General features: G+C 68.8%; 1 protein-coding gene. It reads right to left on the reverse strand.

Going from position 1 to position 13628, the window contains the following annotated elements; genetic code table 11:
- Positions 1-131: 131 nt before the first annotated feature.
- Positions 132-12881 (reverse strand): autotransporter-associated beta strand repeat-containing protein, encoded by a 12750-nt coding sequence (locus V2J18_RS21655; RefSeq protein ID WP_336132862.1) that lies wholly within the window; start codon positions 12879-12881, stop codon positions 132-134.
- Positions 12882-13628: the final 747 nt, after the last annotated feature.

The following is a 13628-nucleotide window of genomic DNA, read 5'->3' on the forward strand; positions in this document are numbered from 1 at the left end:
CGGACACGACCGTCGCACGCGGGCGCCGGACGGTCGCATCCGCGACGAAGGCGGTGTTTCGGGCCGCGCCGTAACGCAGCGGGGCGGCCGGGCCCGGCGGCCGGCTCATGCCGAGCCGGCCGCCTCGGCGGTCACCAGCGGACCCTCAGCCCCAGGTTGGCCTGACGCTGCTCGACCTCGCTCCCGTCCAGGCTCTGGCCGTACGAAAGCACGCCGAACAGGCTGACGGACGGGTTCAGTTCGGCCTCCACGCCGACATCGAGGGTCGCCATCAGCCCCAGTTCGTGATTCGGGAACGCCTGCCGCTGCGCGTTGGCGCCGGGCGGCAGCACGACCAGGGCATCGTCCTTCTCGCCCAGCGTGTCCTGCACGCCCAGCGTCGCCCACGGCCGCACCCTCGCGCCCGCCGCGGTTTCGAACAGCTTGTCGACGCGCACGGCCAGCCGCGCGGTGCCCAGCAAATCGTCGTCCATCACCAGCCGCTTGCCGCCGGCATCGAGCTTGTCCTGCCACTGCATCGCGCTGGCGCTCAGGTTGAACTGCGGCTCGACGGTCCAGCCGTTGTCGAGATGGAAGCGATGTCCCAGCTGCGCGCTTGCGGTCAGGCTGTTGCCATCGATCTTTTCCTTGAAACCGTCGGCCACCGCGATGCTGGCCTCGGGCCGCTGGCCGACCAAGGTCAGGTCGAGGTAGGTGCCGCGCTTCCAGCTGACGCTGCCGTACATGCCGACCATCGGCGTATCCACGCGCACATGGGCCTCGCCGATGCCTTGCAGATCGGTCGAGTTGGCGCCGCTGGCCCAGTAGTTGCCGCGCTGGAACGCCACGAACACGCCGCCGCGCAGGTGACGCGTCTCGCGGTCCTGCAGCAGGGTGTCGACGCCGGCGTACAGCCCGAGCGTGTCGCCGCTGAAGGCGAAGCCCGGGTCGGCGCCCATCTTCAGCTCGCTGCCGGTGACGGCCATCCAGAAGCCCTGGCATTCGCCCTCCAGCTGCCAGTAGGCGCGCTCCATGTCGTCTTCGTGCGAGCCGCAACGCGGCGTGTCGCCGCGGATGCCGGCCATGCGTTCGAACAGCAGGCGGTTGCTTTCCTGGATCAGGCTGGCGCCGATCCCGGGCAACACCGCGTAACCGCCGATCTCCGGCAGGATGTCGCTGGCCTCGGTGTTGAGATACCAGCCGTCGCCCTGGCGATCGAAGGTCCATGGGAACACGCTGCCGTTCAACCGCACCACGCCGTCGGTCGCGTCCGCGGCGATGAAATGGCCCTCGGTCGCGGCGTTGTCGTTCGGGGCCGCGATCACCCGGATCGAGGCCGGCTGTTGCGGCGTCTCGCTGCCGTCGCTGGCGAAAGCCACCGCGGTGCTGCCGACCACATCGCCGCCGATATCCAGGCCGCCCGAGCTCTGGCCGCCCGGCGACACGGTCAACGCCAGCCGGCCGCCGCCGGTGTAGTTGCCGCTGACGCCGAAGCGCGCGTTGCCGACCGTGATCAGACCCGAATTGGCCAGGTTGCCGGTCAGGCCGGCGCCGCTCATGCCGATCAGCTCGGACGTGCCGTCGATCGACAGCAGGCCGCTGCCCAGGTTCAGCGGTCCGGTCAGGGTCAGCTGCGTGCCGGTGAGCAGATCCACCCGCTCCCAGTTGGACAGCGCGCCCACGTCGGCCTGGTCCAGGACCATGTCGTGGAAATTCACCCGGTCCTCGCCGCCGGCGCCGCCGTCGAAGCGGCTCAGGCCGCTCAGGTCGCCGCCGCGGAAATCGGCGGTGTCGTTGCCGGCGCCGAAGTCGAAGCGGCCGATCACCGTGCCGGCCGAGTCGAAGCGGTCGTTGCCGGCGGTGCCGCTGTAAAGGCCGCTCGCCTTCAGGGTCGAGCCGGCCGCGACGGTGGTGTTCTGCGCCGCCACACTGCCGCCGGCGGTGACCTCGAGCAGGCCGCCGATCACGTCGACATCGATGAACTCGGACGCACCGTTGATCTGCAACGCGCCCGCGCCGGATTTGGCCAGCGATTCGAAGCCCAGCATGCTGCCCAGCGGCACGTTGAACCCGGCGCCGATGTTGGCCTCGAGCGTATCGCGGCCCTGGCCGCCGTCGACCGTGCCGATCGCCGCGGTGGTTTCGTGGACGATGAAGCGGTCGTCGCCGGCGCCGAGCGCGAAACTGCCGCCGCCGGTGTCGAGCGTGCCGGCCAGATCGAACACATCGGCACCGTCGCCGAGGTCGCCGGAGGCGAGCAGGCTCGCCCCTACGGCCACGTCGACCGTATTGACGCCCGCGCTGCCGGTCAGCACGGCCGGAGCCGACGCCAGACCGCGCACGCTGCCGTCGATCGCCAGCGTGGTGGCATCGGCCATCGCCAGCGTCGGCGTCTGCAGGCTGCCGGCCACGCTCAGCACGCCGCCGTTGAGCGTGGTGCCGCCGCTGAAGCTTTGGCTGCCCACCAGCGTCGCTTCGCCGGCGTTGTCCTTCTGCAGATACTCGAAGTTGATCGTGCGGGCGGCGTCGAAGGTCAAGGCGTTGGCGTTGTCGAGCACCACCGTGTCGCCGCTGCCGTGGCCGCCGCCGCTGATCACCGCTTGGATGGCTGCGCCGTCTTGCAGGGTCAGCACGTCTTCGCCGCCGCACAGGTCGATGCTGCCGCTGCCCGAGACGGTGCCGGCCACGGTCATGCGGTCGTTGGCGGCGCCGCAACCGAAGCTGCCGTCGACGTTCAAGGTCGCGCCGGCGCCGACCACGGTGGCCAGCGCGCTGCCCGCGGTCGCGATCACGCTGCCGGCCGGACCGATGTTCAGGGTCCCGCCGAGCACGCTGACCTCCTGCAAGTCGGTCGCGCCCGGACCGGTGACGTTGAGCACGCCGGTACCGGTCTTGGTGACGCCCTCGAAACTCGCCAGCGAGCCCAGGTTGGCGCTCAGGTCGATGTCGTAGACGCGCGTGTCCAGGCCGGCGCCGCCGTCGATCGTGCCGATCACGGTCGTGCCGTCGTGGACCACGAAGCTGTCGTCGCCGTCGCCCAGGGCGAAGACGCCGCCACGGGTGTCGAGGGTGCCGACGACGTCGAGTACGTCTTCGCCTGCGCCCAGATCGCCTTCGGCCAAGGCCGTGCCGTTGACGGTCACGGTGTTGGCGCCGGCGCTGCCGGCGATCGCGGCGACGAGGCCCGCGCCGCCGTCCAGACTGCCGTCGACGGTCAGTGCGGTGTCGTCGCCCATCGTCACGACCGGCGTGCTCAAGCCGCCGGCGATCGCCAGTTCGCCGCCGTTGACGGCGATGCCGCCGCTGAAGTTCTGGGTCCCGGTGAGGGTGGCGGTGCCGGTGTTGTTCTTGGTCAGGAACTCGAAATTGACCACGCTGCCGGCGCCGAAACTCAACGCCCCGGCGTTGTTGAGCACGACGGTATCGCCGGCGCTGTGCGCGCCGCCGTCGAGCAGGCCGGCCAAGCCGCTCAGGTCGGCGCCGTCGTTGAGGGTCACCGTGTCGTCGCCGTCGCCGAATGCGATCGCACCCGTGCCGGCAACGGCGCCGGACACCGTCATGCTGTCGTTGCCGGTCGATCCGGCGAAGTTGCCGTCGACGTTCAATGTGGCGCCGCTGGCGACGGTCGTGGCGACCACGCCGCTGACGCTGCCGGCGGCGCCGATGTCGAGCGTGCCGCCGGCGACGTTGACGGTCGTGAAGTCCGACGCGGCCGGGCCGTCGATGTGCAAGGTGCCGATGTTGGTCTTGGTCAGGGTCTCGAAATTGGTGGCGCCGCCGAGCGTCGCGGTGCCGGCATAGTCCGCGGTCAGGGTATCGATACCGGCACCGCCGTCGATCGGCGCGGCCAGGCCGTCCATGTCGGCGCCGTCCTGCAGGATCAGGTGGTCGTCGCCGTCGAGCAGGTCGATCGCGCTCGAGCCGCTGACCGTGCCGGCCACGGTGAAGCTGTCCGCGCCGGCGGTGAAACCGAACGCGCCGTCGACGATCAGGCTGGCGCCATTGGCCACGGTCGCGGTGTTGATGCCGTTGATGCTGCCGCCGGCGCCGATATCGAGCGTGCCGCCATCGACATGGACCGTGCTGAACGCCGATGCGGCCGGACCGTCGACGTGCAGGGTGCCGGTGTTGGTCTTGGTCAGGGTCTCGAAGTTGACCGCCCCGCCCAAGGTCGCGTTGCCGGCCAGATCGGCGACGAAGGTATCGGTGCCGTTGCCGCCGTCGATGGCGTTGTTCAGTCCGGACAGGTCGGCGCCGTCCTGGATCGTGAAGGTGTCGTCGCCGTCGAGCAGGTCGACGGTGCCGACGCCGGTCACCGTGCCGGCCACGGTGAAGCTGTCGCTGCCGCCGGTGCCGGCGTAGCTGCCGTCGACGTTCAGCACCGCGCCGCCGGCGACCGTGGTGTCCTGGGCCACGACGCTGCCGGTGGCGGCGACGTTCAGGCGGCCGGCGAGCACGTCGACGGTAACGAAATCCGAGCTCGCCGGGCCGTTGATGTTGAGCGCACCGAGGCCGGTCTTGCTCAGCGTTTCGAAGCCCTGCACCGCACCGAGGTCGGCACTGGTCGCGATGTCGGCGTTCAGCAGATCCGTGCCGGCGCCGCCCGCGACGATACCGGCGATGGCGGTGCCGTCGTGGATGCCCAGCGTGTCGTCGCCGGCGCCCAGGTCGAAGATGCCGGCGCCGGTGTCGAGGCTGCCGGCGACGTCCAGCACGTCGTTGCCGTCGCCCAGGTCGCCGTTCGCCGAGAGGCTCGCGCCGGCGGCGACATTGACGGTGTTGCTGCCGGCGCTGCCGCTGATCGCCGCCGCCGCGCCGCCCGCCGCCTGCAGGCTGCCGTCGACATTGAGCGTGGTGCCGTCGCCCATCGTCAGGGTCGGCGTGTCCAGGCTGCCGGCGACGGTCAGGGTGCCGCCGTTCAAGGCGGTGCCGCTACTGAAGCCGTGTGCGCCCGTGAGCACCGCCTCGCCGCCGTTGTCCTTCTGCAACGCTTCGAAATTGGCGATGTCGCCGCTGTCCAGCGTCAGCAGGCCGGCGTTGTCGAGCACCACCCGGTCGTCGCCGGCGTCGCCGTCGATCGGATTGAGCAGCCCGGCGATGTCGGCGCCGTCGCCCAGCGTCAGGGTGTCGTCTCCTCCGCACAGATTGACGCTGCCGCTGCCGCTGACCGTGCCGGACACGCTCAGGGTATCGGCCTGGCTGCCGCAACCGAAGGCGCCGTCCACGTTCAAGGTGGCGCCGGACGCCACGGTGGCGTTCAGCGAACTGCCCGGGGTGGCGACAATACTGGCGCCCGCGTGCACGTCCAGCACGCCTTCGAGCACCTGCACTTCTTGCAAGTCGGTCGCACCGGGGCCGGTGATATTGAGCACGCCGGTACCGCTCTTGGTCACGCCCTCGAAGTTCTGCAGCGCACCCAGGTCGGCGCTGGTGTCGATGTCGTAGGTGCGGGTATCGACGCCGGCGCCGCCGTCGACGGTGCCGATCACCACGGTGCCGTCGTGGACCACGAAGTTGTCGTCGCCGTCGCCCAGCGCGAACACGCCGCCGCCGGTGTCGAGGGTGCCGAACACGTCAAGCACGTCGTTGCCCGCGCCCAGGTCGCCGTTCGCCAGCAGCGTGCCGCCTGCGCCGACCCGGACGGTGTTGATGCCGGCATCGCCGCTCAGCGCGGCCGCACTGCCGACGCCGGCCTGCACGGCGCCGTCCACGTTGAGCGTGGCGCCGTCGGCCAGGGCGACGGTCGGCGTCTCCAGCGCACCGTCCACGTCCAGCGTGCCGCCGTCGATCGTGGTGCCGCCGGCGAAACTCTGGCTGCCGCTCAGCGTCGCGGTGCCGGTGTTGGTCTTGCGCAAGAGTTCGAAACCATCGGTGTTGCCGGCATCGAAATCGAGCTGGCCGGCATTGTCGAGCACCAGGCTGTCGTTGCCGCCCAGGCCGCCGTCGATGGCGTTGTTCAGCACCGCGCCATCCTGCAGGGTCAGACGATCGTCGCCGCCGCACAGGTCGATGGTGCCGGTACCGGCCACGGTGCCGGCCACGGTCATCGAGTCGTTGCCGCTGCCGCAGCCGTAGCTGCCGTCGACGACCAGGGTCGCCCCGTTCGCCACCACGGTATCCAGCGCGTTGCCCGGCGCGGGCACCACGCTGCCGCCCGCAGCGATGTTCAACGTGCCTGCGGCGACCGTCACCGCGGTGAAATCCGAACTCATCGGCCCGTTGATGTTCAGCACGCCCGAGCCGGTCTTGCTCAGCGTCTCGAAGCCCTGCACGGCCCCCAGGTCGGCGACCGTGTCGATATGGGTGTCGAAGGTGTCGTTGCCGGCGCCGGCTGACACCGTACCGATGATGTTGGTGGCCTCGTGGATGGTCAGGGTGTCGTCGCCGTCGCCCAGCGCGAACACGCCGCCGGCGGTGTCGAGAGTGCCGGCGACGTCCAAGACGTCGTTGCCGGCGCCCAGATCGCCGTTCGCCCGCAGCGTGCCGCCCGCGCCCACGCTGACGGTATTCGCGCCGACGCTGCCGCCGATCGCGGCGGCGGGGCCAACGCTGCCGCCGACCGTGCCGTCCACATTCAACGCAGTGTCGTCGGCCAAGGCGATGGTCGGCGTCTGCAGCGTGCCGTCGATGTCCAGCGTGCCCGCATCGATCGCGACGCCGCCGCTGAAGCTCTGGCTGCCGGTCATGCTGGCGGTACCGGTGTTCTGCTTGGTCAAGGTCTCGAAGCCGGCCGTCTGGCTGCCGTCGAAGGCCATCGCCGAGGCGTTGTCCAGGATCAGCCGGTCGCTACCGCCCGCACCGGCGTCCACGCCGCCGGCACCGCTCTCGATGACGGCCCCGTCCCGCAAGGTCAGCACATCGTCGCCGGCGCCCAGGCCCAAGGTGCCGGCGCCGGTGCCGAGCAGTCCCGCCAGGGTCACCGCGTCGTTGCCGTCGCCGAGGTCGCCGTTCGCACGCAGCGTGCCGGCGGGGCCGACATCGATCGTGTTGACGCCGGCGCTGCCGGTGACGGCCGTCGGCGTGTTGCCGGCGGCTTCGACGGTGCCGTCGATGTCGAGCACCGTACCGTCGGCCATCGACAGGGCCGACGTCTCCAGCCGGCCGTCCACGTCGAGCGTGCCGCCGTCGAGCTGGGTGGCGACGGCGAAGACGTGGTCGCCGGTCAGGGTCAGCGCGCCGGTGTTCTGCTTGGTCAGAATTTCGAAGGTGTCGATGCTGCCGCCGTCCAGGGCATAGCCCAGCGCGGTGTTGACCACCAGGGTATCGGTGCCGCCGCCGGACGTGCCCACGCCGCCGCCGAGCATTTGCGCGCCGTCGTTGAGCACCAGCGTGTCGTCGCCGTCGCCGAGCTGCAACGTGCCCGCGCCGGTATCCAGCAGGCCGGTGAGAGCGATCGTGTCGTTGCCGCCGCCGAGGTCGCCGGCGGCGCGCAGCGTGCCGCCGGGGCCGACGGTGACGGTCTGGGCGCCGACATCGCCGCTGAAGGCGACCTGGGTGCCGCCCGCGGCCTGCACGATGCCGTTCACCTGCAGCGCGGAGGTTCCGGTCATGCCCACCGTCGCCGTCGCCAGACCGCCGTCCACCTGCAAGGTGCCGGCGGCGATGGCGGTGGCGCCGATGCTGTTGCCGGGCGAGGTCAGCACGCTGGTGCCGCTGCCGATCTGGGCCAGCGTGCCCGGCCCGCTCAGCGTGCCGCTGAAGGTGAAGGTGTCGCTGCGGTTGAGCGACAGGGTCGACGTCGGCGAATCCACGATCACGTTGCCGACGCCGGCGTTGCCGGTGGTGCCGCCGTTGCCGATCACCAGGTTGCCGTCGTTGATGACCGTGTTGCCGGAATAGGTGTTGTTTCCGGTCAGGATCCAGGTGCCGCTGTCGTTCTTGGCCAGGGTGGTGGCGCCGGTACCGTTGTTGCCGATGGTGCCGCCCATGGTGTTGTTGCCGGTATTGGTGCCACCCAGCGCGATGGTGCGCGGGGTATTGGTGCCGCTCAGCGTCACCGGCCCGGTGTTGGTGAACTGCAGCGCGCCGGTGCCCGAGGACTCGATGAAGGTGACGCCGGGAGCCAGGGTGAACTGGCGGTTGGTGCTGTCGCCCGTACCGGTGTAGCGCAAGGTGGAACCGTTGCCGATCACCAGGTTGGCGGCGGCGGCGGACGAGGCGCCGATGCTGCTGGCGAGGCCGCCGTCGGCCATCTGGTCGACGCTGAGCACGCCGCCGCTGATGGTGGTGATGCCGGTGTAAGTGCTGTTGTTGTTGCTCAGGCGCCAGGTGCCGGTGCCGGTCTTGGTCAGCGACGTGACGCCCGCGCCATTGTTGTTCAATTGCGCGGCGAACAGGTTGTCGCCGGTGTTGGTGCCGGTCAGGGTGAACGTTCGGGCGACGTTCGCGCCCGCCAAGGCCACCGGCGCGGTGGAGGTGAAATGGACGATGCCGGTCCCGGAGGCGTCGAGCGTACCGCCGCCGGTACCGAGGGTGAATTGACGGTCGGTGCTGCTGCCCGTGCCCACGTAACGCAGGGTGCCGCCACTGAGCATCAGATTGGCGGGATCGGCGGCGGAGGCGCCGATCGAGCTGTTGACCCCGCCGTTTTCCAGACAATTGACCGCCAGCACGCCGGCATTGATCGTCGTGGCGCCGGTGTAGTTGCTGTTGCAGCCCGACAGCGTCTGAAGGCCGGCGCCGTTCTTGATCAGGTTGCCGGGGCCGCCGATCGCGCCGGCATACGTCTGAGTCAGGCCGTCCCGGATCGTCAGCGTGCCGGTGCCCAATGCGATGTTGCCGCCCAGGGTCCCGCCGCCGACCAGAGCGCCCGCGTTGACGTTGAAGTTGTTCAGATCCAGCAGCACGCCGGCGCCGTTGGTCATCACGAAAGCGTTGGTGGTGCCGAATGCCGTGGCCGATCCGGCGCGCAGGATGCCGCCCTCGACCTGGGTGTTGCCGGTATAGCTATTGTTTCCCGACAGCACCAGGGTTCCCGCTTCGCGCTTGATCAGCGCTCCTGCGCCGATCGCAGCCCCTTCGAATTCCAAAGTGGTTGCGGCGTTGCTCACATGAATGCCGCCGGCTCCCAATAGCTGGAAGCCGCGATCAATGGCGATGCTGCCGCCGGTGTATAGCAAAGATCCGTTATTGAACACGAGGTTGGTGGACGCAGAGCTGGACGCGCCGATACCGCTGGCGAGGCCGCCGTCGGCCAAGCAATCGACGAGCAGATTGGACCCTTGTAGGGTGGTAGGGCCGGTGTAGGTGTTGTTGCAGCCGTTGAAGGTCTGGATGCCGCCGTTGGTGAGCAGAACGCCGCCGGTGCCGCTGATCGCACCCGAATAGTTGCCGCCACCGCCGGCGATGCGCAGCGTGGCGGAACCCAAAGTGACGTTGCCGCCATTAGCGCCCCCGCCATTCAGCGGCCCGATGGTGTTGTCGAAATTGTTCAGATCCAGCACCACGCCGGGCGCATTGGCCAGCGTCATGACCGCTGAGGTGCTGGGAGCGCCGAAGGCCTGTGTGGACCCGGCGCGCAGGATGCCGGCATTGACGGTATTGCCGCCGGTGTAGGTGTTGGTGCCCGACAGCACCAGCGTGCCGGCGCCGTTCTTGGTCATGGAATTGCCGACCCCCGCCACGATGCCGCTTACGGTCAGTGTCGTCGCCGCGTTGCTCACATCGACGATGCCGTCGTTGGTACCGAGGGTAAAGCCGCGGTTGGTGACGACGGTACCGCCGGTGTACTGCAGCCCGCCGCCGTTGAGTACCAAATTGGCCGAATCCGCCGAGGCCGCGCCGAGGCCGCTGACCTGGCCACCGTTGGCCAGGGTGTCGACCGAGAGCAGGCCGCCCGTGACCGTGACGATGCCAGTGTTGTTGTTGGTGTCGTTGGCGAGAGTCAGCGTACCGGCGCCGCTCTTGGTGAATTCCGCGCCGTCGGCGCTGGTCACCAAGCCTTGGAGGGTGAGGTTGGTCGCGGCATTGCTCACCTCGATCCCGCTGCCCAGGATCGCGCCCGATTTGCCGATGGTGAAACCGCGGTCGCTGGTCGTGGTGCCGCCGGTATAGCGCAGCGTGCTTCCTTCCAACACCAGATTCGACGGATCGGCCGCCGATGCGCCGATGCTGCTGGCCGCGCCGCCGTTGCCGATGTTGTTGACCGACAGCGTGCCCTGCACCACGCGGGTCGGACCGGTGTAGCTGTTGTTGGCATTGGTCAGCGTGACCAGCCCGGTACCGGACTTGGTGAAACCCGTCGCCCCGCCGTTGTCGACGATTTGCGAGGCGATGGTGAAGTTGCCGGTGCTGTTCTGCTGTACCGCCAGGTCGCCGCCGTTGGCGCCGGTCAACTGCCCGCCAGTGATGGTCTGGTTGGTATTGAGCACCGTAGGCGCGACGATGATGGTGCCGTCCACGCCGAGGGTATTGCTGGCCGACACGGTCACGGTGGTCGACACCGGACGCGTATAGCGCAGCCCGCCGAGCTGCTTGGTGCCAGTCACCGTGCCGAAGAAGCCGACGGTGTCGGTGATGAACTCGTTGTCGAGCCAGTTGGCGGCGTTGTCTTTCTGGGTGTAGTCGGCCAGGGTGAAGGCGGTGATGTTGCCGCCCACCACCTTGGCATAGTCGGTACCGTTGACCGTCGCCCAGCCGCCCAGTGTGGTGTTAGTGGTGGTGATGTTGCCGCTGACCGGCAGGTTGAAGTTGATCAGTCCGCCGGTGCGGTTGATGGCGCCCAGGTTGAGGGTAGCGCTGCCGCCGCTGCCGGCGACGACGCCGATGGTGTTGTTGCTGGCGGTGACGTTCAGGCCGTTGAAGTTCTGGGTGTTGGCTTCGCCGGCCGCTCCGACCACGTTGAGCGTGCCGCCCGTCATGTTAAGCGTCGAAGCGCCGGCGATGATGTCGCTGGTCGGGCCGCCCGCCGTGCTGAAGTCCAGGCGCAGCGTTCCGCCGCCGACGGTGGTGGCGCCGGCATAGGTACTGGCGCCGGTCAGGGTCTGGGTGCTGGCCCCCAGTTTGGTCAGACCGCCGCTTCCGGTGATGCTGCCAGCAAAGGTCGAGGTAACGCCCGCGGCACCGTTCAGGGTCAAGATGGCGCTGTCCAGCTCGACTATGCCGCCAGTGCCGGATAGCGTGCCGAAGGTCCTGTCGAATCCGTTCAAATCCAGCGTGCCACCGTTGACCTGCGCCGCAGCGGACGCACCGAAGGCGGTGGCGGTGCCTGCGCGCAATACGCCGTTGTCGACGATGGTGGTCCCGGTGTAGGTATTGGCGCCGGTGAGCAGCCAGGTCGCCGCGCCGCCGCTGCGCAAGCTGCTGTTGCCGGAGATCACGCCGGTAATGACGTTAGGCGCGCCGGTGAAGCTGCCGGCGAGGGTGGCGCTGGTGGTGAGGGCCATGGGGCCGCTCAGCGACAGCGCGCCGGTGCCGTCGTTGGCCAGCGTGCCGACGCCTATCTGCCAATCGCGATCGCTGCTGGCGCCGGCCCCGGTATAGCTCAAAGTGCCGTTCGCGCTGAGGTTGACGATATTGCCGGCGCCCAACGAACTGATGACGCCGCGATCGGTGAGGGTATTGACCACCACCCGTCCTGCGTCGCGGATCACCGCTCGGCCGGTGAAGGTGTTGGCGTCGCCGAGGCGGACGGTGCGACCGGCCTGGGCGACGAACCAAGCATCGCGGGCATTGTTGCTACTGATCACGCCCAACAGCTCCATGTCGGCATTCAACGCCTGGAACTGAGCGGCATTACCTGCGCCGCCGCCCAGGGCGATGTTCCCGGTCAGGGTCAAAGTGCCTGTCCCTCGGTTGCGCAGATACGCCGCCTCGCCGCTCGGGCCCGCCGGCGGATTGATTTGCCAGCCACGGTTGGAGGTGTCGCCGTCGCCGAAATAGTCCAGAACGGCATTGGTTTGACCTGGTGATCCGATGGTAATGATGCCGTTCGCGGCGCTGGTCGGCGCCCCCAGAGAACTGGCGATTCCCAAGTCGGCAATGGAGGTGAAGCTGGACGCGGCCCCACTGGAGAAAATGGTCCTGCCCGTGTAGTTGCTGAGATTGTTGGTCAATGCCAAGCCGAGGAAGTTGGCGTTGCCGCTGCCGGTATAGAAGCCGGTGCCGGCGCCGCCACCCGAGATCACGACGGTTCCGGTAAGCGAAACCGTCCGTCCTGCCAAACCGCCCCCGGTGGTGCCCACGCTAAGTTGGGTACCGTTGGCCATGTTGACGGCATTTGCGATGTTGCCGAATGCGCCGTTGCCGCTCGCGGTCAGGCTGCCGGCGTTGACGTTGACCGCACCGGTGAACGTGTTCGCACCGCTCAAGGACAAGCTACCGGTGCCGGCCTTCGTCAGGCCGGCGCTGCCGGCGATGATCGAACCGATGGTCGTGGTGACGCCCGCATTGGTGGTGACGGTGGGCGTCGCGCCGGCCAGGGTCAGGGTGCTGCCGGTGAGGGTGTAGCCGGTGGTCAGGAAGGTCAGATTGTGAGCGGTGATCGGCACGCCCAGGGTCACCGTGCCGGCGGTTCCGCCGAAGAACGCATCGTCGATCGCGGCGTTGTTCCAGGCGCTGTAGGGGCCGCTGACGCCGTCGCCGTTGGGGCTCCAGAACGGACTGGTGAGGTTCCAGGTGCCGCTGCCGCCGGTACCGACCGCGGTGCCGTTGAAATCCCAGTACCGGTCCGCGGCCTGCACCGGCGCGTGCAGCAACAACAGCGCCACGAAGATGCCGCGCAGCAAGGACGGGTTGTGTCGATGGGGCGGCCCGGTGTCGCGAAGCTCCGCCAAGGGCCGTTCGTCCGCGCCGCCGCCTTCGTCCGCGCCGCCACCGCACTTGCCGCGCGCGGTGGCGAGTTCGGACACGACCACCCAGGCATTCAGGGTCCGCGACCAAAGGATGCGAAAAATGCGATTCATGATGCCCCCGTGTAGAACTGCTATGCCGATACTTGAAGATCTGAAACCGATCCACTGCCTTCGCTCGCAGCGCGTGCTGCAATCGTCGACCGGCGCGCAGCCGATGCCGGCGACGCGATACGCAAGACTGGGAAGCGCCGCGGAGACGACGACTCTGCGTCGATCGCTCTTCGGGGCTGTCGATATCCCGCTTCTTCATCGGCAGACTCAACGCTGGGACGACCAATTACTCCTGCGTTTCGCAAACATCAAGGAGAGGTCGCGTGTCGGGCGTCAAATTTGAAAAGTAGTGCGGTGAGAAAAGGTGAATCTAAGAATATTCTTAGATTTTCCGGCGGCCGCGACGGGTGCGCGAACCGAACGGGAGCGCGCGGACGGCCTTCTCACGACGACTGTCGGCGGCACGCGAACCACGCATCGCGCAGGGCTTTCGCCCTCGTTCGGGATGCGCCGGCGACGTCCGATGCGATGCGCTCACTCGAGTCGGGATGGGCTCTCGCGCATTCGATTCGCGAGCGCGGCCGTTCGACATTCGCGCCACAGGAAGTGCGCGCGTTCGTCGCCGCGCCTCTCTCGCGCAGCGCGATCGGCGCCGTCGTCGCGGGCCGCTTCGCGCGCGGCCGGAAACGGTTCGGTCGATGGCGCCGGAATGCTCCGTACGCGAAGTCGCGATCGACGCGCGCGAGGTCGGACGGATCGAACTCGAAGCGCGACGTTCTGCCGCAGCCATCGGACGACCGCAACCGC

It is taken from the genome of Lysobacter firmicutimachus (assembly GCF_037027445.1).
GTDB classification, from domain to species: Bacteria; Pseudomonadota; Gammaproteobacteria; order Xanthomonadales; family Xanthomonadaceae; genus Lysobacter; species Lysobacter firmicutimachus.